General features: G+C 73.3%; 24 protein-coding genes. 17 read left to right on the forward strand and 7 right to left on the reverse strand.

The window, feature by feature from the left end:
• Positions 1–70 precede the first annotated feature (70 nt).
• On the forward strand, positions 71–4,180 hold the full coding sequence (locus ACZ37P_RS26295; protein ID WP_467348976.1) for a carboxypeptidase regulatory-like domain-containing protein: 4,110 nt from the start codon (positions 71–73) through the stop codon (positions 4,178–4,180).
• 75 nt (positions 4,181–4,255) lie between these two features.
• Here ACZ37P_RS26295 and ACZ37P_RS26300 read toward each other — a convergent pair whose 3' ends face one another.
• The 3 genes from ACZ37P_RS26300 to ACZ37P_RS26310 all read right to left on the reverse strand — a co-directional run bounded on the left by ACZ37P_RS26300 (position 4,256) and on the right by ACZ37P_RS26310 (position 6,553).
• On the reverse strand, positions 4,256–4,915 hold the full coding sequence (locus ACZ37P_RS26300; RefSeq protein WP_467348905.1) for an alpha-ketoglutarate-dependent dioxygenase AlkB family protein: 660 nt from the start codon (positions 4,913–4,915) through the stop codon (positions 4,256–4,258).
• The gene (locus ACZ37P_RS26305; RefSeq protein ID WP_467348906.1) at positions 4,912–5,613 is read right to left on the reverse strand and encodes a FadR/GntR family transcriptional regulator; all 702 of its coding nucleotides are present in this window, start codon (positions 5,611–5,613) and stop codon (positions 4,912–4,914) included. The genes ACZ37P_RS26300 and ACZ37P_RS26305 overlap by 4 nt, the downstream gene beginning before the upstream one ends.
• Before the next feature lie 154 nt (positions 5,614–5,767).
• A complete protein-coding gene (locus tag ACZ37P_RS26310) occupies positions 5,768–6,553 on the reverse strand; it encodes a polysaccharide deacetylase family protein (RefSeq protein ID WP_355332910.1) in 786 nt (261 codons plus the stop codon).
• 429 nt (positions 6,554–6,982) lie between these two features.
• Here ACZ37P_RS26310 and ACZ37P_RS26315 point away from each other — a divergent pair, with 429 nt between their 5' ends.
• Genes ACZ37P_RS26315 through ACZ37P_RS26340 form a run of 6 tightly spaced genes read left to right on the forward strand, consistent with a single transcriptional unit; the run spans position 6,983 to position 12,358 of the window.
• Positions 6,983–8,443: an ATP-binding protein gene (locus ACZ37P_RS26315; RefSeq protein ID WP_467348908.1), complete on the forward strand. Its 1,461-nt coding sequence runs from the start codon at positions 6,983–6,985 to the stop codon at positions 8,441–8,443.
• Positions 8,440–8,862, forward strand: coding sequence for a roadblock/LC7 domain-containing protein (locus ACZ37P_RS26320; RefSeq protein ID WP_355332904.1), 423 nt, complete (start codon positions 8,440–8,442; stop codon positions 8,860–8,862). Before ACZ37P_RS26315 ends, ACZ37P_RS26320 begins: the two co-directional genes overlap by 4 nt.
• Entirely contained in the window at positions 8,859–9,224 is a 366-nt protein-coding gene (locus ACZ37P_RS26325; RefSeq protein WP_467348910.1) for a DUF742 domain-containing protein, read from the forward strand. Before ACZ37P_RS26320 ends, ACZ37P_RS26325 begins: the two co-directional genes overlap by 4 nt.
• Complete coding sequence (locus tag ACZ37P_RS26330) at positions 9,199–9,825, forward strand: GTP-binding protein (RefSeq protein WP_355332899.1); 627 nt, start codon at positions 9,199–9,201, stop codon at positions 9,823–9,825. The genes ACZ37P_RS26325 and ACZ37P_RS26330 overlap by 26 nt, the downstream gene beginning before the upstream one ends.
• Positions 9,825–11,126: a cytochrome P450 family protein gene (locus ACZ37P_RS26335; RefSeq protein ID WP_391046311.1), complete on the forward strand. Its 1,302-nt coding sequence runs from the start codon at positions 9,825–9,827 to the stop codon at positions 11,124–11,126. Before ACZ37P_RS26330 ends, ACZ37P_RS26335 begins: the two co-directional genes overlap by 1 nt.
• Complete coding sequence (locus ACZ37P_RS26340) at positions 11,123–12,358, forward strand: cytochrome P450 family protein (protein ID WP_467348912.1); 1,236 nt, start codon at positions 11,123–11,125, stop codon at positions 12,356–12,358. The genes ACZ37P_RS26335 and ACZ37P_RS26340 overlap by 4 nt, the downstream gene beginning before the upstream one ends.
• A gap of 75 nt (positions 12,359–12,433) precedes the next feature.
• Here ACZ37P_RS26340 and ACZ37P_RS26345 read toward each other — a convergent pair whose 3' ends face one another.
• Entirely contained in the window at positions 12,434–13,372 is a 939-nt protein-coding gene (locus ACZ37P_RS26345) for a 5'-3' exonuclease (protein ID WP_355332893.1), read from the reverse strand.
• 48 nt (positions 13,373–13,420) lie between these two features.
• On the opposite strand from ACZ37P_RS26345, the gene ACZ37P_RS26350 reads away from it, so the two are divergent.
• The gene (locus tag ACZ37P_RS26350) at positions 13,421–14,170 is read left to right on the forward strand and encodes a helical backbone metal receptor (protein WP_467348914.1); all 750 of its coding nucleotides are present in this window, start codon (positions 13,421–13,423) and stop codon (positions 14,168–14,170) included.
• Between the two features lie 15 nt (positions 14,171–14,185).
• Here ACZ37P_RS26350 and ACZ37P_RS26355 read toward each other — a convergent pair whose 3' ends face one another.
• The gene (locus ACZ37P_RS26355; RefSeq protein WP_467348915.1) at positions 14,186–15,307 is read right to left on the reverse strand and encodes a TDT family transporter; all 1,122 of its coding nucleotides are present in this window, start codon (positions 15,305–15,307) and stop codon (positions 14,186–14,188) included.
• Between the two features lie 70 nt (positions 15,308–15,377).
• On the opposite strand from ACZ37P_RS26355, the gene ACZ37P_RS26360 reads away from it, so the two are divergent.
• Positions 15,378–16,337, forward strand: coding sequence for a LysR family transcriptional regulator (locus ACZ37P_RS26360; RefSeq protein WP_391046321.1), 960 nt, complete (start codon positions 15,378–15,380; stop codon positions 16,335–16,337).
• Between the two features lie 140 nt (positions 16,338–16,477).
• On the forward strand, positions 16,478–17,470 hold the full coding sequence (locus tag ACZ37P_RS26365) for a DUF2510 domain-containing protein (RefSeq protein ID WP_355332884.1): 993 nt from the start codon (positions 16,478–16,480) through the stop codon (positions 17,468–17,470).
• A 78-nt stretch (positions 17,471–17,548) separates the two neighbouring features.
• Here ACZ37P_RS26365 and ACZ37P_RS26370 read toward each other — a convergent pair whose 3' ends face one another.
• On the reverse strand, positions 17,549–18,751 hold the full coding sequence (locus tag ACZ37P_RS26370; protein ID WP_467348917.1) for an amino acid deaminase/aldolase: 1,203 nt from the start codon (positions 18,749–18,751) through the stop codon (positions 17,549–17,551).
• Between the two features lie 165 nt (positions 18,752–18,916).
• Between ACZ37P_RS26370 and ACZ37P_RS26375 the strand changes: the two genes are divergently transcribed.
• The 4 genes from ACZ37P_RS26375 to ACZ37P_RS26390 all read left to right on the forward strand — a co-directional run bounded on the left by ACZ37P_RS26375 (position 18,917) and on the right by ACZ37P_RS26390 (position 23,004).
• Complete coding sequence (locus ACZ37P_RS26375) at positions 18,917–20,017, forward strand: hypothetical protein (protein WP_467348919.1); 1,101 nt, start codon at positions 18,917–18,919, stop codon at positions 20,015–20,017.
• Complete coding sequence (gene mycP / locus ACZ37P_RS26380) at positions 20,014–21,249, forward strand: type VII secretion-associated serine protease mycosin (RefSeq protein ID WP_467348920.1); 1,236 nt, start codon at positions 20,014–20,016, stop codon at positions 21,247–21,249. Before ACZ37P_RS26375 ends, mycP begins: the two co-directional genes overlap by 4 nt.
• A gap of 9 nt (positions 21,250–21,258) precedes the next feature.
• A complete protein-coding gene (locus ACZ37P_RS26385) occupies positions 21,259–21,993 on the forward strand; it encodes an SseB family protein (RefSeq protein WP_401857778.1) in 735 nt (244 codons plus the stop codon).
• Between the two features lie 252 nt (positions 21,994–22,245).
• A complete protein-coding gene (locus ACZ37P_RS26390) occupies positions 22,246–23,004 on the forward strand; it encodes an MIP family channel protein (protein ID WP_355332870.1) in 759 nt (252 codons plus the stop codon).
• Between the two features lie 64 nt (positions 23,005–23,068).
• Here ACZ37P_RS26390 and ACZ37P_RS26395 read toward each other — a convergent pair whose 3' ends face one another.
• Entirely contained in the window at positions 23,069–23,422 is a 354-nt protein-coding gene (locus ACZ37P_RS26395) for a DUF1844 domain-containing protein (RefSeq protein ID WP_188281368.1), read from the reverse strand.
• Positions 23,423–23,782: 360 nt separating this feature from the next.
• Between ACZ37P_RS26395 and infC the strand changes: the two genes are divergently transcribed.
• The 3 genes from infC to rplT all read left to right on the forward strand — a co-directional run bounded on the left by infC (position 23,783) and on the right by rplT (position 25,235).
• Complete coding sequence (gene infC, locus ACZ37P_RS26400) at positions 23,783–24,448, forward strand: translation initiation factor IF-3 (RefSeq protein ID WP_355333576.1); 666 nt, start codon at positions 23,783–23,785, stop codon at positions 24,446–24,448.
• 110 nt (positions 24,449–24,558) lie between these two features.
• A complete protein-coding gene (gene rpmI / locus ACZ37P_RS26405; protein WP_327291998.1) occupies positions 24,559–24,753 on the forward strand; it encodes a 50S ribosomal protein L35 in 195 nt (64 codons plus the stop codon).
• A gap of 98 nt (positions 24,754–24,851) precedes the next feature.
• Entirely contained in the window at positions 24,852–25,235 is a 384-nt protein-coding gene (gene rplT / locus ACZ37P_RS26410) for a 50S ribosomal protein L20 (RefSeq protein WP_018564305.1), read from the forward strand.
• Position 25,236: the final 1 nt, after the last annotated feature.

A 25,236-nucleotide genomic window follows, 5' to 3' on the forward strand; every position in this document is an offset into this window, starting at 1 on the left:
GCGCATATTTCCCAGACGGAGCGGAGGTCGGCGCGCCGCTACCGCGGTAGCCGCCCTCGCGTCGGCCACCATCGCCCTGCTCGGCCTTCAACTGCCCGCCGCGGCAACGGCGTCCGCCGCACCCTCCTCCCGGCCCGACGTCGTACGGCAGTGCGGCGACGCCGAGCCGGGTCAATTCCGCTGCTTCGCGCTGCGCCGCACCGACGTGGCCGCGCACAAGGGCATCCAGCCGCTCGCCGCCACCCCGGCCGGCTTCGGTGCCACTGACCTCCAGGACGCGTACAACCTGCCCGCCGACGGCGGCGCGGGCCAGACCATCGCCATCGTCGACGCCTACGACGACCCCACCGCCGAGGCGGACCTGGCGATCTACCGGGCGCAGTACGGCCTGCCCGAGTGCACCACCGCCAACGGCTGCTTCAAGAAGGTCAGCCAGCGCGGCGGCACCGACTACCCGTCACCCGACCCCGACTGGGCGGGCGAGATCTCGCTCGACGTCGACATGGTCTCGGCAGCCGCCCCCAACGCCCACATCCTGCTCGTCGAGGCCGACTCGGCGAACTTCGCGGACCTGGGCGCCGCGGTGGACGAGGCGGTCGCGCTCGGCGCGAAGTACGTCTCCAACTCCTACGGGACCGGCTACAGCAGCACGCCGGGCAGCGGCGAGGACCCGTCCGAGACCACGGACATGGACCCGTACTACAACCACCCGGGTGTCGCGGTGGTCGCCTCCTCCGGCGACGACGGCTTCGGCGTCAGCTACCCGGCGGCCTCGCAATACGTGACCTCCGTCGGCGGCACCGCGCTCGCCAAGGACACCGGCACCAGCCGCGGTTGGACCGAGTCCGTGTGGAACAACACCTACGGCGGCCCCGGTTCGGGATGCTCGCTCTACGAGCCCAAGCCGGCCTTCCAGACCAACGGCTTCTGTGACAAGCGGTCCGTCGCCGACGTCTCCGCGGTCGCCGACCCGGTCACCGGCGTCTCCGTCTACCAGGGCTACGGCGGCAACGGGTGGGCGGTCTACGGCGGCACCAGCGCCTCCTCCCCGCTGATCGCGGGCGTGTACGCGTCGGCCGGCACCCCGGCCGCGGGCACGTACCCGAACTCCTACCCGTACGCGCAGGCCGGCGCCCTCAACGACGTCACCGCGGGCAACAACGGCACCTGCTCGCCCACCCAGCAGTGCACCGCGGGCCCCGGCTACGACGGCCCGACCGGCCTCGGCACCCCGAACGGCCTGGCGGCCTTCCGCAGCGGCCCGCACGGCGTGCTCACCGGCAAGGTCACCGACCACGCCACCGGGGCGGCCATCGCGGGCGCCAAGGTGACCGCGGGCGACTACAGCGCCACCTCCGACGCGACCGGCGGCTACAAGCTGGACGTCCCGCCGGGCAGTTACGACCTGACCGCCGCCGCCTACGGCTACGCGAGCAAGACCGCGTCCGCCGTCGAACTGGCCGACGGCGCCACCGTCACCACCTCCTTCGCCCTGGACGCGGTGGCCAAGCAGACCGTCGCGGGCAAGGTCACCGACGGCTCGGGCCACGGCTGGCCGCTGTACGCGAAGATCACCGTCGACGGTGTCCCCGGCGCGCCGGTCTACACCGACCCCGTCACCGGTGACTACTCGCTGACGCTCCCTCAGGGCAGCGCGTACACCCTGCACGTCAGCGCCAACTACCCCGGCTACAAGACGGTCGACAAGAGCCTCCAGATCGGCACCGCCGACCAGACGCTCAACGTCCCCGTGCCCGTCGACCCGTCGTCCGACCAGGCGCCCGGCTACGCGGTGCACCTGACCGGCAGCAGCGAGGCGTTCACCTCCACCACCGGCCCCCCGGCGGGCTGGTCGGTGACCAACGCGGACAGCACCAACGGCGGTTGGGTCTTCAACGACCCGGGCGCCCGCGGCAACAGGACCGGCGGCAGCGGCGGTTTCGCCAACATCGACAGTGACAACATCGGCCAGGGTCTCAGCCAGGACAGCTCGCTGCTGTCCCCGTCCTACGACCTCACCGACGTCGCCGCCCCGGTGCTCGGCTTCGACACCGACTACAAGGCGTTCAGCAACTCCACCGCCGACGTGGACGTCTCGACCGACGCGGGCGCCACCTGGACCACCGTCTGGCACAAGACGACCACCTCGGTGGCCGGTCCCACGCACGTCGAACTCCCGCTGGCCGACTACGCGGGCAAGAGCGACGTACGGCTGCGCTTCCACTACAAGGGCAACTGGGCCTACTGGTGGCAGCTCGACAACGTTTTCGTCGGCAAGCGGACCTACGACCCGGTCAGCGGCGGCCTGATCGTCGGCAACGTGACCGACAGCAACACCAAGGCGGGCGTCAACGGCGCCACCGTCACCAGCACCGACGCGCCCGACGACCACACCACCACCAACGCCACGCCCGACGACCCGAACCTGGGCGACGGCTTCTTCTGGATGTTCTCGCACCTCACCGGCAAGCACCCGATCACGGCCACCGCGTCGAAGTACACCTCGGCGACCGCGACCGTGAACGTCCCCAGGGACGGCGTCGGTTCGCACAACCTCGCCCTCAAGGCGGGCCAGATCAAGGTCACCCCGGCGAGCATCAGCAAGACCGTCGCCTGGGGCAAGAGCGCGAGCCAGGTCGTGACGGTGAAGAACACCGGTAACGCCCCGGCCACCGTCACCCTCGGCGAGACGCCGGGCGGAGTCGTCCTCCAGAAGGCCGGCGGCGCCCCGCTCAACCTCGTCAAGGGCCACTACTCGCCGCTGTCGCTCAGCACGCACGGCGCGAGCGCCAAGAAGGGCGCGCTGTCGCCCGGCGGCAAGGCCACCACCGACGCCGCCGCCAACGCGCAGGGCGCGGCGGGCGACGCCTGGCAGACCATCCCCGACCTGCCCGTACCCACCGGTGACAACGCGGTGGCCGTGCACGACGGGACCGTCTACTCGGCGTTCGGCTTCACCGGCGTGGCCGACACCAGCGACCTGTACGCGTACAGCGCGGACAGCGGCGCCTGGACCAAGCTCGCCTCCGCCGCCGACACCCGTGAGGCCCCGGTCCACGGCGTGATCGGCGACAAGTTCTACGCGGCCGGCGGCTGGGGCGCCAGCGGCAACCCGGACGCCAAGCTGGAAATCTACGACATCGCCTCCAACACCTGGAGCACCGGAGCCAATTCGCCCAAGCCGTACGCGGGCGCGGGCAGCGCGGTGCTCAACGGCAAGCTGTACTCGGTCGGCGGCTGCACCGCCACCGCGTGCGGCACCGCCGACGTCACCTCCTTCGACCCGGCGACCAACACGTGGGCCAGCGCCGCCGCCTACCCGGAGCCCATCGCCTGGGAGTCCTGCGGCGCGGTCACCGGCAAGCTCTACTGCTCCGGTGGCACCACGGACGCGGGCAGCACCACTCACGCGTACGTCTACGACCCCGCCGCCGATTCCTGGTCGCCGATCGCGGACCAGCCGACCGACGCGTGGGGCGCCACGTACACCTCGGCCAACGGCGTGCTGCTGGTCAAGGGCGGTGCCATCAACGCGGGCGCCGCGCTGACCAACCAGACGTGGGCCTACCAGCCCACCGACAACACCTGGACGGCGCTGCCCAACGCCAACGCCTCGCTCTACCGCGGCAGCGGCGGCGCCGGCTTCTACTCGGTCGGCGGCCTGGCGGGCCAGACCCCGGCCAAGAACGCGGAAGTGCTCCCCGGCTACGACCAGCCCGACGTCACCGATGTCACCTGGCTGTCGGAGAGCGCCACGTCCGTCACCGTCGCACCCGGCGCCAGCACCACGCTGACCGTCACCCTGGACGCGTCCGTCCCCGAGATCACCCAGCCGGGGACGTACTCGGCCTCGATCGGCCTGGCCAGTGACACGCCGTACAGCATCGCCCCGATCCCCGTGTCGCTGACCGTCAAGCCGCCCGCCACCTGGGGCAAGATCACCGGCACCGTCAGCGGCGGCGGATCGCCGCTGGCCGGGGCCACCGTCCAGATCAACACCTGGGCGACGCACTACACGCTGAAGACCGCCCCCGACGGCACGTACGCCCTGTGGCTGGACGTCCGCAACAACCCGCTCCAGCTCATCGTGGCCAAGGACGGCTGGCAGCCGACCGTGGCCACCGTGAAGATCACGAAGGGAGCGACCGTCACCAGCAACTTCACCTTGCTGAAGGACTGATCGGGACTCCTTCGCAGCAGCGCGCCCCCGTCGCCGGTTCCCACCGGCGGCGGGGGCGCCGCCGTGCGAGGGGCCTCAGTCGGTGAGGCCGGTGACGCGCAGCGTCAGATTGAGGCGTCCGCCGCTCAGCCCGACGGCCGGATCGCCGGTGTGCGGAAGGACTTTGGGCACCCCGTGGAAGGCGTAGCGGGACGGCCCGCCGAAGACGAAGAGGTCACCGGAGGCCAACTCCACGTCGGTGTACGGCCTTCCGCGCGTCTCGGTGTTGCCGAAGCGGAAGACGCAGGTGTCGCCGATGCTCAACGACACCACCGGGGCACCGGACTTCTCGTCCTTGTCCTGGTGCATGCCCATCGTGGCGCCCTCGCCGTAGAAGTTCACCAGCACCGTGTCCGGCGCGTACGCCGCCCCCGCGGCCCCGTCCTCGTACGCGTCCGCCACCGCGCGGCGGCCCAACTCGCCCAGGCGCTCGGGGAACGCGGCGACCCGGGCGCCGTTCACGTCGTGCGCGATCCGCGAGTACGCGTACGGGCTCCAGTGCCAGCCCAGACACATCGTGTGCACCGACATGACGCCGCCGCGCGGCAGCCGGGTGCGCCGCATCGGCACCGGGCCGCGCGCCCACGCGCGGCACGCCGCCACCAACTCGGCCTGTTCCTCGGGGGAGAGCCAGCCGGGCACGTGGACGGCGCCGGGCGCGGGCCGCGAGCGCGGCCGGGGGATGAGCGCGTTCACGCCGCGCTCCTGGCCCGCGCCTCGCGCAACAGGCGGGCGATGACGTCGAGTTCGGCCGCGACCAGGCGCTCGGCCGCGTCCGCGTCGCCGTCGAGCACCGCCGCGACCAGCGCTTCGTGACCGTCAGGACCCGCGGTCCCCACGGCCAACAGGGCCTCGCGCAAGGCGGGTGCGAACTCGGCGAACAGATCGGTGAGTACGGGATTGCCGGCCGCGGCCACCAGCGCCGCGTGCAGCGTGAGGTCGGCGTCCACGCGGGCCGCCGGATCGGCGGCGGCCTCCGGCCGGGCGGCGCGTGCGGTGGCCGTGAGCGCCGAGGCCAGCGCTGCGTCGAGCGCCGTCGCGTCCTCGTCGGTACGGCGCCGCGCCGCCAGCCGTACGGCCCGCGTCTCCAGCAGCGCGCGCACCTCGTGGACGTCCGTCGCCGCCGCCCTGCCGAGCTTGGCCGACCACTCCTCGACCGGTTCCGTGGCGATGACGAACACCCCGGCGCCCTGCCGGGTCCGCAGCTGCCCGGCACCGGCCAGGGCGCGTACCGCCTCGCGGACCGTGGACCGGCCGACACCGAGCGACGCGGCGAGCGCCGTCTCGCCCGGCAGCCTGGCGCCCACCGGCCAGCGTCCCTCGGCGATCTGGTCCCGCAGGCGCTGCGCGGCCTGCTCGACGAGCGGACTGGGGCGCAGTGATCCGACGGTCATCGGCGTCTCACCTCGCAGGTCTCAGGTTCTCTGAGGAGTCGTCCCAAGATCAGTTTACTCGGGGCCACCGGGACGGCGACCCGAGCGGGACGGCGGCCGAAAGCGGGGCTCGATGTACGGGAGGGGCGCACGGGCCCGGTGCGCGGGAGGGGCCTCAGGGCTTGTAGATCTTCCCCGGCTCCGGCTTCGCGGGGGCCATCAGCTCCGGCACGGTCACCAAGGTGTAGCCCTCGGCGCGCAGCGAGTCGATGATCCCCGGCACCGCGGGCACCGTCCCCTTGTAGAGGTCGTGCAGCAGGATGATCCCGTCCCGGTGCGCGTCCTTGAGGATGCGCTTGTGGATCAGCGCGGAGTCGGTGGTCGCGTAGTCGCTCGCCGTGTCGTTCCACAGCACCAGCGACAGTCCCAACTCCTTGGAGATCTTGGCGACTTCCTTGTTGGTACGGCCCTGCGGCGGGCGCATCAGCGTCGGCCGCTTGCCGGTCAGCTTCTCGACCGCCGTGTTGAGCCGGTCCAACTCGGTGCGGATCTCGGCCGGTTTGAGGTCGGTCAGCCTGCGGTGGGTCCAGGTGTGGTTGCCCAGCACATTCCCGTTCCGCCCCATCTGCGCGACCAGGTCCGGGTACTTGTCCACGTGGTTGTGGCCCAGCAGGAAGAAGGTGACCCGCACCTTCTTCTCGTCGAGGACCTTCAGCAGCGCGGGGGTGTGCTCACTGGGACCCGCGTCGAAGGTCAGCGCGATGCACTTGGCCTTGCGGCAGTCGACGGCTCCGGCGGGCAGCGCCGCGTCGGCCCCGGCCTTCTTCGCCGCCGCGTTCCGCGCGCTGCGCGGGGACTGCGTGTCATAGGTGGTGCACCCGCTCAGCGCCGTCGCCAGCGCCACCGCCGCCACCGCGGCTCCGGCGCACCGGCGTCGTATGGCTGAGGGCGTTCCTGGCATGGCGGGTCCTCCGGGTCTGTGCGTGGGCGCGCCGCGCGGTGGCTCGGAACGGCACCGCGCGGCTGCGTACGGCTGCTCGGCACGGGGCTCCGCCCGGCCCGCCGCGCGGGCTCGCCGGGCGACATCCGTGCGAAGTCTGTATGTCCGCTCTGTGTCTGCTGAGCGGACGGAGACTCACCCTACACACCCGCTATGTACGGCATGTATAGCGGGGTGTTTCGGCCACGCCGCAGGTGGGACAGGGGTGCCCCGGTGCATGAATGTCCGTTGTGTCGACACTTCGGGCAGAACCGGTCGCCCTCGTGCCATATCGAAAAGGATCTTCGCGCAAAACAGCGCGCGACCGATCGGTTCCAGTGTGTACTGGGCACGGCCCGCCCCCGGGCGGCCCGCCGTCCCGCCGTTCCCTGATCCTCCGAGGCCGATTCGATGATCGAGATACCGGACCTGGCCGTCGCCGGCCTGGCCGCCGGGACCGTGTCCGCCTTAGTGCTCGGTGGCGGCCTGCTGCGCTCCTTACGGCACAGGACCCGGCAGCGCGCGGAGATCGCCGGGCTGCGGTCCCGGCTCGACGAGGCGCGGCAGGAGACCGAACGGGTCACCACGGCCGTCGCCGCCGAGATCGCCCACCTGGCCGCCGCGCGCATCCCCGCCGAGGCCACCCGCGCCGCCCACCCACACGTCCGGGTGCCGGGACCGCTGCACCCCGGAACCCTCGGCGGCCGGGCCACGGCGGACGGCGAATCCCCGGACGGCCGACCGCCGCACCCCGACCCCCCGCACTCCGGACCCCCAGCCGGTGAACGCCCGGCCGCCGGACCCCCGCCCGCCGACATCGAAGCCGCCCTGGGGGACGTCCTCACCGCCGTCCTCGCCGCGACCGCCCGGGAGCGCAAGCGGGTCGACGCAGCCGCCCGCGCGGGCATGCGCGGCGCCACCCGCGACATCCAGGCCGGGCTCTACCGCCTCCAGGACGTCCTGCGCGGACTCCAACAGCGTTACGACGAGCCCGAGTTGGCCCAGACGCTGTTCGCCCTCGACCACGAGAACGAGCAGTCGCTGCGCCGCGCCCAGGTGACGGCCGTGGTGTGCGGGGCCTGGGTCGGCCTGGCCCGTGAGGAGTCGCACCTGGTCGAGGCGGTGACCGGCGGCCAGTCCCGGCTCGTCGGCTACCACCGCGTCCGGGTCAACAACCACCTCGAACCCGGTACGGCGCTGGTCTCGCACGCCGTCGAGCCCGTCGCCATCATCGTGGCCGAGCTCTTGGACAACGCGCTGCGGCACTCCGCGCCCGACACCGCCGTGGTGGTCAACCTCGAAGCCGTCCACCACGGTGTCTCCGTCACCGTGGACGACTCCGGCGTCGGCATGGCCGCCGACGAGCGGGCGTACGCGCAGAAGATGGTCGCGGGCACCGACCCGATCCTGCTCTCCGACCTCGGCGACCCGCCGCGCATGGGCCTGGCCGCGATCGGCCAGCTCACCCGGCGCTTCGACCTGTCCGTCGACCTCTCCTCGCCGTCGCCCTACGGCGGCGTCCGGGCCGTCCTGCTGGTCAGGAAGCACCTGCTCAGCCATATCGACCCGGTCGAGCAGCCGCCCGCCGCCAGCACGCCGCGCTCCACCCGCCCGGCCGTCGCGGACGACGGCGCGCCCGACCCGGCCCACGCCCGCGCCGGGTCCCCGGCGGACACCGCCGCGGAGGTGCTGCCGCAACGGCGACGCAAGGCCCGCGCCGCCCACGGGAGGGCGGCGGAGAACGGGACCGCCGCCGCGCCCGCGGCACCCGCCCGCACACCGGAGGAGGCCGCCGCGGCCCTCGGCGCCCTCCAGGCCGGAACCGCCGCGGCCAGAAACGCCGTCGACACCGAAGGGAACGACCCGCGATGACCAGCCGCGACACCGGCGACACCGCGTGGGTGCTGGATCCGATCCTGGAGATCCCGCATGTCACCGCAGCCGTCCTGCTCACCAGGGACGGTCTCGTCTCCGGGTACTCGGAGGCGCTGTCCCAGGCCACCGCCGAGCGCACCGCAGCGATCACCAGCACCGTCCAGGGCGCCTGCCGTACGGCCGCCGCCGCCTTCGCGGACCGGACCGACGCGCGAATCCGGCAGGTGGTGATCGAGTCCGACCACGGCTACATCCTGGTCGCGCCCACCGAACACGGCACGTGCGTGGCCGCGTTCGGCGGTCCCGAGGTCCGTCTCGACCTGCTCGCCCACCGGGTCCACTCGCAGGTGGCCAGGCTCGGGGAGAAGGCCATGACCGCCGCGCCCCGCGCGGGCGATGGCGGCACCGCGGAATGACCGGCCGCCGGACCGGCCGCCCGCTGGTCCCCGCCTATCTGTCCACCGGCGGGGTGGCGCGGCCGAGCCGGGACAGCCTGGAGCGGCTGTCGGTGCTGACCAGCACCGACGCCGACGGCGCGATTCCCGCCGAACTCCCCGCCGCCCAGCACGCGTTGCTGGAACTGCTGGACGGCGGATCCCTCACCGTGGTGGAGACGGCGGCCCTGCTGGGGCTGCCCGTCTCCGCCGTCCGGGTACTCGCCGCGGAGCTGACCGACCGGGGGCTGGTCAGCATCCGTCCGCCCGTACCCGTAGCCGACCTGCCGGAACCCGACCTGCTGAAGAGAGTGGCCGATGGCCTCCGCGCCCTCAAGCACTGACCCCCACCGAGGCGACGTACATCTGCCGGACAGCGCCCGCGAGTTGGTGAAGATCCTGGTGGCGGGTCCGTTCGGGGTGGGCAAGACCACGCTGATCGACTCGGTCTCCGAGATCCGCCCCCTGCACACCGAGGAACACCTCAGCGAGGCGTCCGCCGCCGTCGACGACCTCGACGGCGTCCGTGACAAGACCACCACCACCGTCGCCATCGACTTCGGCCGGATCAGCATGGCGGGCGGCGTCGTCCTGTACCTGTTCGGCACCCCGGGGCAGGAACGGTTCCGCTCGCTGTGGGCCGACATCGCGTACGGGGCGCTGGGCGCGCTGGTGCTGGTCGACACCCGCAGGATCAACGACTCCTTCGACGTCCTCGGCCTGGTGGAGGAGACCGGCCTGCCGTACGCCGTCGCGCTCAACACCTTCCCCGACGCGCGGACGTACACCGAGGCCCAGTTGCGGCAGGCGCTCGACCTGGAGCCCGGCACGCCGATGGTGGCGTGCGACGCGCGCGACACCAACTCCTCCGTCGACGCGCTGCTCGCGCTGGTGCAGCACCTGATCGACCGCAAGGACGCCGACCCAACGCCCGGAGCCCTCTGATGAATCACCCTCCCGCAGCGCCCTCTCCCGCGCCCGCCGCGCCGTCTTCCTCCCCATCGTCCTCCTCCGCGCCCGCCACTCCCGCCGACACCTTCGCCCGGTCGGCGCCGGTCCGGCTCTGGGAGGACGGCTTCGCCGCCGACCCGCACCGCTACTACGCGGCGCTCAAGGCGCAGGGCCCGCTCGGCTGGGCCGAACTCGCGCCGGGCGTACCGGCGTACGTCGTCACCGACCGGCGCGCCGCGCTCGACCTGCTGCGTGACGCGGAGACCTGGTCGCACGACCCGCGCCCGTGGGAGTCCACGGTCGCCGAGGACGCGCCGATCCTCGGCATGATGCGCTGGCGGCCCAACACCCTGTTCTCCGACGGCGACGCGCACGTCCGCTACCGCCGCGCCTTCGCCGACGCGGTCGACCTGGTGGAACCCGCCGATCTGCGCGAGCGGGTGCACCGCGCGGTGGACATCCTGATCGGCCGCTTCGGACCCGTCGGCCACGCTGACCTCGTCGCCGACTTCGCCCGCCCGCTGATGTCGCTGATCTTCAACAACCTCTTCGGGCTGCCGGACAGCGAGAGCGGCCGACTGGAGGTCGCGCTCGGCAAGATGATGGAGGGCGGCGTCCAAGCGGCCGAGGGCGAGGCCGAGTTCGGGGCGTACGTGCTCGGACTGATCGCCGCCAAGAGCGAGACCCGCGGCCCCGACCTGACGAGCTGGCTGCTGGACCACCCGGAGGACCTGACGGCCGAAGAGGTGACCTGGCAGGTCTTCCTCACCCTCGGCGCGGGCCACGAGCCGACCGCGAATCTGGTCTCCAACGCGCTGTCGCGCATCCTCGGCAACCCCGACTTCTACACCACGCTGACCAGCGGCTCCCGCCCGGTCATGGACGCCGTCGTCGAGGTCCTGCGGTACGAGACGCCGCTGTCCAACTACGGCATCCACTTCGCGCGCGAGCCGCTGAGCTTCCACGGCGTGTGGGTGCGGGCGGCCGTGCCCGTCGTCATCTCCTACGGCGCGCTGGGCCACTTCGCCGAGCAGGAGTCGGGCGGCGCCCACCACCCGGGCGACGCCTCCCACCTGTCCTGGTCGGCGGGCGAGCACTCCTGCCCGGTCAAGCAGCACACCCTGCTCATCGCCACCGAGGCCATCGAACGCCTCACCCAGTGGCTGCCCGACCTGGAACCGACCACCGACCGCGACCGCCTCACCTGGCGGCCGGGCCCGTTCCACCGCTCGCTGACGGCGCTGCCCGTCCGCTTCACCCCGCGCACCCCCGACCAGACCGGAGACCGCGCATGACCGCGCCCGCCGCCCGTGTGGCCATCGACCCGTTCGGCACCGACATCCCCCTGGAGAGCGCCGAGTTACGGGCGCTGGGCCCGGTGGTGCCGGTCGAGTTGCCGGGCGGCATCCCGGCCTGGGCGCCCACCGGCTACGACACGCTCAAGTCGCTGATCCTCGACCCGCGGGTCAGCCGCGACCCGCGGCAGCACTGGGCGCTGTGGTCCGAGGTCGGCGACCACCCCGCCTGGGGCTGGGTCCTCGGCTGGGTCGGCGTGGTCAACATGCTCTCCACGTACGGCTCCGACCACGCCCGGCTGCGCAAGCTCGTCGCGCCCAGCTTCACCGCCCGGCGCACCGAGGCGATGCGGGTCCGCGTCGAGACGATCACTCAGGAGCTGCTGAGCGCACCGGAGTTGGCGGCGGCCGACGGCCGGTCGGTCGACCTGCGCGCCGCGTACGCGCACCCGCTGCCGATGCGGATGATCTGCGAACTCTTCGGCGTCCCCGACCACTTGACGGAGGCGACGGGCACGCTGATCGCCGCCATCATGGACACCTCCGACCCGACCCCGGAGCACGGACGGTTCGTTCAGGAGCAGATCGGTGTCGTGCTGCCCGCGCTGATCGGCCACAGGACCGAGCACCCCGGCGACGACATGACCACCGAGCTGATCCGGATGCGCGCCGAGGACGGCGACCGGCTCAGCGACGAGGAGTTGCTCTACACCCTGCTGCTGGTGATCGGCGCCGGGTTCGAGACCACGGTCAACCTCATCGGCAACGCGGTGGTCGCGCTGCTCACACACCCCGGCCAACTCGCCGCCGTACGGGCGGGGGAGATCTCCTGGGACGCGGTCATCGACGAGGTGCTGCGCGTCCACCCCTCGATCGCGGCGCTGCCGCTGCGCTTCGCGGTCAGCGACATCACAGTGGACGGGGTCACCATCCCGGCGGGCGACGCCATCGTCACCACGTACGCCGCCGCCGGCCACGACCCGGCGCACTACGGGCCCACGGCCGCCGAGTTCGACGCGACGCGGGCCGCCGACGACCATCTCGCCTTCGGCATCGGCGTGCACCGCTGCATCGGCGCCCCGCTGGCCCGGATGGAGGCGCGCACCGCCCTCCCGGCCCTCTTCGAGCGCTTCCCCGACCTCCGACTCGCCGTCCCGCAGGACGAGTTGAAGCAGGTGCCGTCCTTCATCGCCTACGGCTGGCAGCGAATCCCGGTCCATCTGCACGGCTGACGCCGCTGCCGCACGGCCGCGCGCGAAGGCCCCAAGCACGTAAGGGCAGCACGTCAAGGCCGCACGTGAGGAGGATCAGCGCGCGCCCTTGGCGGCGAGCGTGTCCAGCAGCCGGGTCAGCGAGCCGCCGAGCCCCCAGCGCTCCGCGAGCGACTCCAGCACCTCGGGGTCGGCGGCCTCGCCCGGCAGCGTCGGATCGAAGTCCGGCAGCGGTACGTCGGCGGCGACGGCCACGACCTTGGGCGCCACGTCGAGATAGGCGGCGGCCTCCACGATGTTGCGCCGCCTGGCCGGGGTCAGCTTGGACATCGGGTCGGTCGCGGCGGCCCGCACACCGGCCAGGTCCCCGTACTCGGTGACGAGTTGGGCCGCCGTCTTCTCGCCGATGCCCTTCACGCCGGGCAGCCCGTCGCTCGGGTCGCCGCGCAGCGCCGCGAAGTCCGCGTACTGCCCGGCCCGCACCCCGTACCGGTCCTGGATGGCTGCCTCGTCGATGACGTCGCAGTCGCCGACGCCCTTGCGGGGGTAGAGCACGCGCACGCCCCGCGCGTCGTCCACGAGCTGGAACAGGTCGCGGTCCCCGGTGACGATCGCGACCGGCGTGCGGGAGGCGGTGGCGAGGGTGCCGATGACGTCGTCCGCCTCGTAACCGGCGACGCCGACCCGGGTGACGCCGATCGCGTCGAGCACCGCCTCGATCACCGGCACCTGCGGGGACAGCGTGTCGGGCACCTCCTCGACGCCCTCGGTGTCCTCGACCACGCGGTGCGCTTTGTACGACGGGATCAGGTCCACCCGCCACTGCGGGCGCCAGTCCGCGTCCATGCAGGCGACCAGCGCGGTGGGGGAGTGGTCGGCGACCAGCCTGGCGATGAAGTCCAGCAGCCCGCGCACCGCGTTCACCGGTGTGCCGTCCGGTGCCTTCACCGATTCGGGCACCCCGAAGTAGGCGCGGAAGTACAGGCTCGCGGTGTCGAGCAGGAGCAGTTTGCCGCCGGGCGTGTCGTCAGTCACGGCGCCAGCATCGCACGGGGGTCGGACAGTCCGTCGTACGGTGGGCGGGTGAATCAGCGCCGTTACGCCGTACGCCGGGTGGTCTCGCTGGTGCCGTCGCTGACCGAGGCGGTCGCCGCCACCGCGCCGGAACTGCTGGTCGGCGCGACCGACTGGTGCACCCATCCGGCGGACCTCGACGTGGTGCGGATCGGCGGCACCAAGAACCCCGACGTGCCCGCCGTCGTCGCCCTCGCCCCCGACCTCGTGGTCGCCAACGAGGAGGAGAACCGCGCCCCCGACCTGGCCGCGCTGCGGGCCGCGGGAGTGCGCGTCCTGGTCACCGACGTACGGACGCTGCCCCAGGCGTTCGGCGAGCTGCACCGGATGCTGGTCGACGGCTGCGGGGTGCCGCGCCCGCGGTGGCTGGACGAGGCGGAGGCGGCCTGGCGGGGGATTCCGGCGGCGCCCGCGGTCACGGCGACGGCGGTCGTACCGATCTGGCGGCGGCCGTGGATGGTGCTCGGCCGCGACACCTTCGCCGGTGACCTGCTGGCCCGGCTCGGCGTGCGCAACGCCTACGCCGGACACGCCGAGCGCTACCCGGCGGTCCCGGTCGAGGAGCTGCGGGCCGTGGGCGCCGACCTCGTCGTCCTCCCCGACGAGCCGTACCGCTTCACCGCCGACGACGGCCCCGAGTCCTTCCCCGGCCTGCCCGCCGCCCTGGTCAGCGGTCGCCATCTCACCTGGTACGGGCCCTCGTTGGTGCGAGCGCCCGCCGTCGTGGGGGCCGCGCTGAAGGCGGCGCGCACGTACTGAGACCGGTCAAGCCGGTCACCCCGTGGGCGCCGCCAGCAGCCGGCCGCTCACCGTCCCCCGCAGCGTGCCCGCGCCCGCCGCCAGCCAGGCCACGACCAGCGCCGCGTACAGCCCGACCGCCAGCCAGCCCAGCGCGTGCAGACCGGTGTGCCGGGCCAGGCTCGCCGCGCCGGTCACGCAGGTGCCGACCGGGAAGGTGAAGGCCCACCAGGTCATCGCGAACGGCATCCCGCGCCGGGCCGCCCGTACCACCAGGGCCGCCGCCACCGCGAGCCACAGCAGCGCGAAGCCCATCACCGGGACGCCGTACAGCACCGCGAAGCCGCGCAGCGCCGTCGCGTACGGGGCGGGGACGGCGCCGGAGGCCACGTCGGCGCCCTGGCCGACCGCCGTCGTGGACTGCCCGAGCGGACCGAGCACCAGGAAGAGCGTCGGGGTCAGGGCGAGCGGCAGCGGCCCGCGGCGCACCAGGCGCGACCACACCAGCGGCAGCATCGTCAGCGTCGCCAGCAGGCTCAGCCCGAACATCGCGTAACAGCCCAGCAGCAGCGCCTCCCTGGCCTGCACGGCGTCGGCGGGCAGACGCGGGATCAGCGCGGGCCCGGTGGCCGCCGCGACCATCGGCGCCACCACCGGCAGCAGCCACACGGGCGAGCCGTCGTCGAGGCCGATCCGGTGTCTGGCCACCATCAGATACGGCACGGCCGCCGCGACCACCAGCGACGACGCCGTCCCGACCGCCCACAGCGCCGCGTCGACCGTGACCGCCGTACGCTCCCCGAGCACCGGCGGCCCGAGCAGCAGCGTGCCCGCGCCGACGGCCAGCAGCGCCATCGGCAGACAGCCGTAGAACGGCGCCACGGCCGGGTCGCGCAGATGGCGCCGCGCCTGGTCGGTGTGCCAGGCCCAGTGCGCGCAGCGGGCCGCGAGGACCGCGAGGAGCAGGACCGCGGACAGCGCCCACACTCCGGTGCACACGTCCCGCAGCCAGCGCTGCCCGCCCGGCAGCGCCACCCCGGCGTTCGCCACGATCGCCGTCCCCATGACGGTGGCGTACCAGTTGGGACCGACGTGCCGTACCGCGGGGACACGGGTACGGACCTGGGCGAACGGCTGCGCGGCGTGAACAGTGGCCATGCTCCGACCCTCCCCTCCCGCGGGCCGCCCCGGTAGAGCCCGCGAGGCTATGAGGGCATAACGTGGGCTTATGGCTCAGCCGTCCACCGCGCCGCCCCCACCAGGCACTCCGCTCGCCCGCCGGGTCCCCGACCTCGCCGCCATGGAGCTGCTGCTGGCCGTCGCGCGGCTCGGCAGCCTCGGGCGGGCCGCGCGGGAGCTGGGCATCAGCCAGCCCGCGGCCAGCGGGCGGCTGCGCGGCCTGGAGCGGCAGCTCGGCGTGGCGCTGGTCCGCCGCTCGCCCGGCGGCTCGCGCCTCACCGACGAGGGGGCGCTGGTCAGCGAGTGGGCGCGCAAGGTGCTGGAGGCCGCCGAGGCGTTCGACGCGGGCGCGCGGGCGCTGCGCGGCAGGCGCGACTCCCGGCTCCGGGTCGCGGCCAGCATGACCGTCGCCGAATACCTGCTGCCCGGCTGGCTGATCGCCCTGCACGGCAGCCACCCGGACACGGCCGTCTCGCTCGCCGCGGGCAACTCCGCGGCCGTCGCCCGGCAGGTGCTCGCGGGCACCGCCGACCTCGGCTTCGTCGAGGGCGTGGACGTCCCCGCGGGTCTGGACGCCGTCGTGATCGCGCACGACCTGCTGCTGGTCGTGGTCGCGCCCGCCCACCCCTGGGCCCGCCGCCGCAAGGCGCTGACCGCGGCCGAACTCGCCGCGACCCCGCTCGTCCTGCGCGAGGAGGGCTCCGGCACCCGGCAAGTGCTCGACGCGGGCCTGGCGGGACACGGCGGCCCGGCCGTACCGCTGCTCGAACTCGCCTCGACCACCGCCGTGAAGGCCGCCACCGTCAGCGGCGCGGGGCCCGCGGTGCTCAGCGAACTCGCCGTCGTGGAGGAGTTGGCCGCCCGCCGCCTCGTCCGCGTCCCCGTCGCCGGTCTCGACCTCGGCCGGTCGCTGCGCGCGGTGTGGACGGCGGGCCACCGCCCGGCGGGCCCGGCGCGCGACCTGCTGACGCTGACCCGAGGCAAGAGCGGCAAGAGCGGCAAGCGGTAAGAGCGGCGAGGGGTGAGAGGGACGGGCAGCACGGGGACGGGCGGCCGGGCGGCCGGAAATCGCGGTGACAGAACGGGTGTAACCGGGCTGTGACCGACGCCCTTACGGGATTCTCATGCAGGGGCCATAGGGTGACGGCCGTGACGACGACGACCCCGCCCGGCTGGTATCCAGAACCCGGGCACACAGGCAACGGCCCGGCCATGGAACGCTGGTGGGACGGGAGTACGTGGACGGAGTACACCAGGACCGCGCCCGTCCCGGTGGACGCGGTCCAGCAGCCCTACGCGGGCTACCCCGGCACGCCGGGCTATCCGGGCGACGTCGTGGCCGGCGGCCCCGGCGGCGGCGGTCGCCGTACCGGTGCGGTGGTCATCGCGATCGTGGCCGCGCTCGTCCTGATCGGTGGCGTGGTCGCCGGAATCCTGGTCCTGGGCAAGGACGACAAGAGCGACAAGAACGCCTCGCCGACGCCCAGCGCCTCGGCGCCGCACCGAGGCGAGTCCCGGACACCGCGGTCGCCGGGCGGCGGGTCGCCCGACCCCGACTCCCCGGACGGCTCGCAGGGTCCCGACGGCGGCAGCGACGGCAAGGCCGTGGACGGCTACGACGGCATCAGGCTCCCCGTGCTCAACGGCTGGACCGGCACCTCGGGCGCCAACGGCATCGGCGCCAGCGTGGTCACCGGCGGCTACCCGTGCCCCGGCGACGCCACCAAGGACTGCGTGCGCGGCGGCGTCTTCGCCCAGCCCGCCGAGGCGCTCAAGCTCACCGCGACCGGAGCGGAGGCCGCCGCCAAGGCGGACATCGCGCAGAACGCGGCCGACGCGTACAGCACCGACATCTACGGCGCCACGACCTCGCACCAGCAGATCGCGTCGCAGCCGGTCACGGTCGCCGGACAGAAGGGGTACTTCGTCCGCTGGAAGATCGTCACGAAGTCCGGCACCAGCGGGTACGTGGAGTCCCTCGCCTTCCCCTCGCCCCGCGACCCGAAGAACATCGCGGTCGTCCGCTTCGGCTTCGACATCGGCTCCAAAGCCCCGAGCCTGGCCGTCATGGACCAGATCACCCAGGGCATCAAGGCCGACAGCAGCGGCGGCACCGGCGGCACGGGCGGCACCGGCGTCTGACCCGCGGCCCGCGCGAGGCCGTACGCGGCAGGGGGCGGCGCCCGGACCCCGGGTGCCGCCCCCTGTCGCCTTCAGCGGCTACAGGAACGTCTTGCCCTCACCGCGGTACGTCGGCACCGTCGCCGTCACCCGGTCGCCCTCGACCAGGTGCAACTCGGCGAAGCGCTCGCACAGTTCACCGGCCTTCGCGTGCCGGAACCAGACCTTGTCGCCGATCAGCAGGTCGTCCGCGGGCGACCCCAGCAGCGGGGTCTGCACCTCGCCGGGACCCTCCTGCGGGTCGTAGCGCAGCCCCTCCGGCAGATACGGCACCGGCAGCCGGTCGGGCCCGGCCGCGCCGGAGGCCGGGTAGCCGCCGCCGAGCACGGTCACCACGCCGACGCCGGGCCTGCGCACCACCGGCTGCGCGAAGAGCGCGGCCGGACGGCCCCGGAAGGACGTGTAGTTGTCGAACAGCCGCGGCACATAGAGCCCGGAACCCGCCGCGATCTCGGTCACCGCGTCCTCGGCAGCGGTGGTCTGCACGCTGCCGGTGCCGCCGCCGTTGACGAATTCCAGCTCCGGCGCGACCGCCCGCACCGCGCGGACCGCCTCCGCGCGCCGCGCCGCCAGCTCCTTGCGGGCCGCCGACTGCATCAGCCGTATGGCCCGCGACCGCAACGGACGGCCCGCGACCGCGTCGCCGACCCCCGCGACATGCCCCTCGTACGCCATGATCCCGGCCAGCCGGAAGCCGGGCCGCGCGGTGACGGTACGGGCCAGCGCCGCCATCCGCTCCGGGTCGTGCAGCGGCGAGCGCAGCGCGCCGATCCGCAGCCGACCGCCCAACTTCCGCAGGCTGGTGTCCATTTCGAGACAGACCCGGACGGTCTCGTCGCCGCCGCCGCGGGCCGCGTCGATCAGGTCGAGGTGCGAGACGTCGTCCACCATCACCGTGACGGCGGCGGCCAGCTTGGGATCGGCGGCCAACTCCGCGAAGCCGTCCCGGTCCGCCGACGGATACGCCAGCAGGATGTCGGTGAAGCCCGCGCGCGCCAGCCACAGCGACTCGGCCAGGGTGAACGACATGATGCCCGCGAAGCCGTCGCGGGCCAGCGCCCGCTCCAGCAGCGCCCTGCACCGCACCGACTTGGACGCCACCCGGATCGGTTTGCCGTCCGCGCGGCGCACCAGGTCGTCGGCGTTGGCGTCGAACGCCTCCAGGTCGACGATCGCCACGGGGGCGTCGAGATGGGCGGTGGCCCGGTCGTACCGGGTGCGGTCGGCAGCGCGTTCTGACATGTCATGAAGCTTGCCAGACAGGGGCTACCGGGCGGTAGGGGCGTACGGGGCACGTCCGCCGCCGTGTCACGCGGACGGATGCCGGACGGCCTGCTGGACCACGACGTCCGGTCGACCCCGTAGAGTGACGCGCAAGCCGTGAGGACATGTCACGAGGGGGCGCCGGTGAGCACTGGAGTGGACAACGGAGGAGGCTCCACGTCCCCGTCGTTCCCCCCGCTCCAACCTCGCCGGGAACAGAGCCCGCAGACTCCGCCGACGGTCCCCCCGCACCCCGAGGGACCTCCGCCGCCCGCGGCCGAACCGCCCCCGGCCGTCCCCCCGCCTCCGGCGCGGCCCCCCGCACCGCCGTACACCCCACCGCCCGCCGCCGCGCCGCGGTTCACGGCGTACGGTCCCGGCGGATACGCGCCCGCCGGATACGACCATGGGCCCGCGCAGGCCGTCGCCCCCGCCGCCCGCGGGGCTTCGGCCCGGATCTGGGCGGCGCTCTGCCTGGTGCTCGGGCTCGGGCTGATCGGCGGGGCGGTCGCCGGGAGCGCGATCAACCACAAGCCGCGGGCGGAGCCGCCGTTGGTGGACGGGAGCGTCAAGGCGTTCGCCGCCGTACGGGAGGTGTGGCGCAGCACACCGGTCGACGCGCTGTTCCCGCGCACGGTGTCCGCGAAAGGCGCGGGTCCCGGCGGGGCCGACCGCGCGTGGACCAGGATCGGCGTCGCCGCGCCCGGCGGCTGCGCCGCCGCCTTCGACCCGCTGCTCCAGCAGGTACTCGCCCCGGTCGGCTGCGCGCGCCTGCTGCGCGCGACCTACGTGGACAGCACGTCGACCTCGGTCACCACGGTGGGCCTGCTGGTCACCACCGCCGAGTCGGCCACCATGCGCGGGTTCAGCGGACGCTGGGCCTCGCAGCACCTCGGCGACCGTGCGGACCTGATCCCGCGTCCGGTGGCCTTCCCCGGCACGGCCGCCGACTCCTTCGGCGTGAAGCAGCGCGGCAGCTGGGACGTGCAGGTCTCCGCCGACCTGCCCTTCGTCGTGTACGCGGTCACCGGCTTCGCCGACGGGCGCACCCTCACCCCGCAGTCCGCCGACAAGGCCACCAAGTCCGGCGCCACCAGCGTGGCCGCCCAGGCCGGCCTCGGCTACGACGCAACCGGCCTGGCCTCGGCCGTCGACGACCGCCTGCACAGTGCGGTGACCGCGTTGCTCAGGCCGTCCAGCAGCCCTGGCGGTCCCGGCGCCACCGGTACGGAGAAGTCCCGATGAGCCGCCCCTCCCGTCTCCCGGCCCGCCGCCTGCTCGGCGCCCTGACCTCGCTCGCCGCGGGCGCCGCGGCCCTCGTCCTGGCCGCCCAGCCCGCCGCCGCCGACGCCGTGCGCAACGCCGACTGGGCGCTGAGCGCCCTGCACGCCGAGAGCGCGTGGCGTACGAGCCAGGGCGCGGGCGTCACGGTCGCGGTGCTCGACACCGGGGTGGACGCGACGCACCCCGACCTGACCGGGCAGGTGCTGACGGGCAAGGACATGGTCGGCTTCGGCGCCGGCCGCGGCGACCGCTCCTGGGCCCGGCACGGCACGGGGATGGCCGCGATCATCGCGGGGCACGGCCACGGTCCCGGCCACGACTCGGGCGTCATGGGCATCGCGCCCAAGGCGAAGATCCTGCCGGTGCGGGTGATCCTGGAGGACAAGGACCCGCAGCGGTCCAAGGCGCGTACGAGCAAGGGCAACGCGCTGCCCGACGGCATCCGGTGGGCGGTCGACCACGGCGCCGACGTCATCAATCTCTCGCTCGGCGACGACAGCGCCACCGCCGCGCCCGTCGCCGCCGAGGACGAGGCGATCCGGTACGCGCTCGGCAAGGGCATCGTGGTCGTCGCGTCCGCGGGCAACGGCGGCGAGGAGGCCGACCGTTCCTCCTACCCGGCCGCGTACCCCGGAGTGATCGCGGTCGCGGCCGTCGACAGGAACGGGCAGCACGCCGCCTTCTCCACCCGCCGCTGGTACGCGTCCGTCTCCGCGCCCGGCGTCGACGTCGTGATCGCCGACCCGGACCGCACCTATTACGAGGGCTGGGGCACCAGCGCCGCCTCCGCGTACGTCTCCGGCGCCGCCGCCCTCATCAGGTCCGCCGACCCGAGGCTGAGCCCGGCCCAGGTCAAGCGGGTGCTGGAGGACACGACGCGGGACCGGCCCAAGGACGGGCGCAGCGACGAGATGGGCACCGGTCTGATCGACCCGGCCGCCGCGCTGAAGGCCGCCGCGAAGCTGAGGCCCGCGCCCCCCGTACCGGCCGCCGTCGGCTATCCGCGGACGTACTTCAGCCCCGGCCCCGCGCCGCCGGTCCGCGCGCCCGAGCCCGCCCGCTTCCTCGGCGACGGTGTCGCGACCGTCTTCGCCGTGGCCGGAGCCGCCCTGGTCGTGGTCGCCGCGCTGCTGTGGTTCCGCCCCCGCCGCGCGGGACGGCCCGCCCACGGTCTGTCGGCGGACGGCGGATAGGGTTCCGGGGTGGCGCTGAAGAACATCCCCGACCCCGGTTTCTCCGACGACGACGGCTCGGCCGACGCGGCACTGGCCGACGCGTTGACCGGCTACGCGCGGGACCCCGGCACGGAGGCGGCCGTGGTCGCCGCGCTGCACGGGGCCCGGCTGCTGGTGCCGGTGGTCGCGGTGCTCGGCGAGGCCGAGACCGGCGAGGACGGGCTGCGCCGCGAGAAGAGCAGCGACATGGCGGTGCCGACGATCCAGGCGCCGGACGGGCGGCGGGCGCTGCCCGCCTTCACCTCCGTGGCGGCGCTGGCCCGCTGGCGGCCGGAGGCGCGGCCGGTCGCCGTACCGCTGTCGCAGGCCCTCCAGGCGCTCGCGCACGAGGGGGCCGACACGCTGCTGATCGACCTCGCGGGGCCGGTCACGTACGAACTGACCGGACCCGCCCTGCGCGCCGCCGCCCTCGGGCCCGGCCGCGCGGACCCGACCGCCGACCCCGCCGTACGGGAGGCGCTGCGGGCCGCGGTGGCCGCCGAGCCCGGTGTCGTACGGGCGCACCTGACGCCGGGGACCGACGGCGACGGCACGCTCGGCCTGGTGCTGGCGCCGGACGCCGACGTCCAGGAGACCGGGCGCAGGATCGCCGCCGCGCTGGCCGCCGACGAGGTGCTGCGGGCTGGCCTGGTGCGCGGCCTCGACCTGGCACTGCTGCCGCCGGGCGCCGTACTGCCGGGCGAGCCGCTGTTCGCGCGCTGAGACCCGTGAGCTGAGCCTCGCGCGCTGAGACCCATGAACTGAGCCTCGGGCGCTGTGACCCGTGAGCTGAGACCCGCGCGCTGAACCTCGTGCGCTGGACCTCGTGCGTCGAGCCGACGCCCTTCGGGTGGTCGGCACCGCTCCAGAACGCCGTCCGGACCGGTTCATTTGCCCTAAATTACCCGAGATGTGGATTTCATCAGCAAGGCCGAGAATGGCGTGAGCAGGCTGTGCTCGTCACAAGGAGGTCCGATGGACAAGCGAACAGTGACCTGTGAATTCCTCGGCACGCTCCTGCTGGTCTTCTTCGCCGTGGGGGCCGCCGTGCTGTCCGGCGAGTACATCGGCACCCTCGGTATCGCGCTGGCCTTCGGCTTCGTCCTGCTCGCGCTGGCCTACACCTTCGGCCCCATATCCGGCTGCCACGTCAACCCGGCCGTCACGCTGGGCATGCTCGTCGCCCGGCGGATCACGGTGCGCACCGCCGTCGAGTACTGGATCGCGCAGTTCCTCGGCGCCATCGCGGGCGCCGCGCTGCTCCTGCTGGTCGCCAAGCAGGTGCCGGGTCTCAAGACGCACGGCGCCTTCGGCACCAACGGCTACGGCTACCGGTCCGCGGTCGGCATCAACACCGCGGGTGCCTTCATCGCCGAAGTGGTGCTGACCTTCCTGCTGGTCTTCGTGGTGCTCGCGGTGACCCACCGGGTCGCGGTGGTCGGCTTCGACGGCCTGCCCATCGGTATGGCGCTCGCCGTCATCCACCTGGTCGGCATCCCGCTGACCGGCACGTCGGTGAACCCGGCGCGGAGCCTGGGCCCCGCGCTCTTCGCGGGCAGCCCGGCGCTCTCGCAGCTCTGGCTGTTCATCGTGGCCCCGCTGATCGGCGGCGCGCTCGCCGCCCTGGTCCACCAGGTCACCCACCCGGCGCTGGTCGCCGCCAAGGCCGCGCGGGCCGCCGCCGTCGACGAGGCGCTGGCCGACAAGGGGGACGGCGCGACCGAGGCGTCATGAGGTCCCGCGGGCCGCGCCGCCCGGCACCGGCCGCGCCGGTCCCGGACCCCCTCGGCGGCAGAGGTCAGACGTAGACGGGCCCGGTGTACTTCTCGCCGGGCCCCTGGCCCGGCTCGTCCGGCACCAGCGACGCCTCGCGGAAGGCGAGCTGGAGCGACTTGAGCCCGTCGCGCAGCGGGGCCGCGTGGAAGGAGCTGATCTCGGTGGCGCTCGCCGTCACCAGACCGGCCAGCGCCTGGATGAGCTTGCGGGCCTCGTCCAGGTCCTTGTGCTGCGGGCCCTCCTCGGCCAGCCCCAGATTCACCGCGGCGGCGCTCATCAGGTGCACCGCGACCGTGGTGATCACCTCGACGGCGGGCACATCCGCGATGTCGCGGGTGAGGCTGTCGAAGTCCGGGGTCTGTTGTTCGTCGCTCATGCCGCACACGATATGCCCCGTCCGGCGGATTACGGGCTTCGGTCAGCCTTTGGTATGGTGGGAGAACGACCGGCCGGGCACCCGTGTGTCCCGGCCATCAAGTGGAGGCTCCGATCTCCCACCTGGTTGGCCTTTCGGCCGACGGGTCCCCGGTCAGACGGTTTCCGGTCAGCATGACACCACCGGGCACCGTCCGATGCGCCCCGCGGAATAACGCGGCGGTGCTCCCCGGTTGTGAGGAGCCCCGCCTGTGTACCGTACGGGGCGTTTTTTGCGCCTTGGGTACGGGGTCGGAAGAACCAGACAGACTCATGCGCGGCTGTCGGCCAGTCAGCCGCGTGGTGCAACCGAGGAGGCCCCATCAGCGCCGAGCCCCGCATCAACGACCGGATTCGCGTTCCCGAGGTTCGACTTGTCGGTCCCAGCGGCGAGCAGGTCGGCATCGTGCCGCTTGCGAAGGCCCTGGAGCTTGCGCAGGAGTACGACCTCGACCTGGTCGAGGTCGCGGCGACCGCCCGTCCGCCCGTGTGCAAGCTCATGGACTACGGGAAGTTCAAGTACGAGTCGGCCATGAAGGCCCGTGAGGCGCGCAAGAACCAGGCGCACACGGTCATCAAGGAGATGAAGCTCCGGCCGAAGATCGACCCGCACGACTACGACACCAAAAAGGGTCACGTCGTCCGGTTCCTCAAGCAGGGTGACAAGGTCAAGATCACGATCATGTTCCGTGGTCGCGAGCAGTCCCGGCCGGAGCTGGGTTACCGGCTGCTGCAGCGGCTCGCGGAGGACGTCCAGGACCTCGGCTTCATCGAGTCGAACCCGAAGCAGGACGGCCGGAACATGATCATGGTCCTCGGTCCGCACAAGAAGAAGACCGAGGCAATGGCCGAGGCCCGCGAGGCGCAGGCCGCCCGCAAGGCCAGCCGCCTGGGTGAGGCCCCGGCCGACGACGACGACGTCTCCCACGACGAGGCCGTGTCCCACGACGACGTCGAGGTGCCGGACGAGGCCCAGGCCGACGCCTGAGACGAGACGAACACCCCGGAGCCTCCGGCTCCGGGCCGTAATGCAGGACTGACGCTCTCCGTGCGCCCACCGGCGGACGGGAGGGCCAGCGACGAGGAGACTACGGCGCCATGCCGAAGAACAAGACGCACAGCGGTGCGAGCAAGCGCTTCAAGATCACCGGCTCCGGCAAGGTGCTGCGCGAGCGCGCCGGCAAGCGCCACCTGCTTGAGCACAAGCCGTCCAGCAAGACGCGCGCCCTCACCGGCACCGTCGAGGTCGCCAAGTCGGACGCCAAGAAGATCAAGAAGCTTCTCGGCAAGTGACGGCGGTGCCCCGACGGGGGCACGCCGTTCCGATCCGGGACCTCATTCGCTTTCGGACCGTGTGAGCATCACCGCGGTCCCCTAGAAGGAGTTATCAAGTGGCACGCGTCAAGCGGGCAGTCAACGCCCAGAAGAAGCGCCGGGCAATCCTCGAGCAGGCCAGCGGTTACCGCGGTCAGCGTTCGCGCCTGTACCGCAAGGCCAAGGAGCAGGTCACCCACTCCCTGGTCTACAACTACAACGACCGCAAGAAGCGCAAGGGCGACTTCCGTCAGCTCTGGATCCAGCGGATCAACGCCGCTGCCCGCGCCAACGGCATCACCTACAACCGCTTCATCCAGGGCCTGAAGGCCGCCAACGTCGAGGTGGACCGCAAGATCCTCGCCGAGCTGGCCGTCAACGACGCGAACGCCTTCGCGGCGCTGGTCGAGGTCGCCCAGAAGGCGCTGCCTTCCGACGTGAACGCGCCCAAGGCGGCCTGAC

The sequence above is a fragment of the Streptomyces sp. NPDC024632 genome (genome assembly GCF_055559175.1).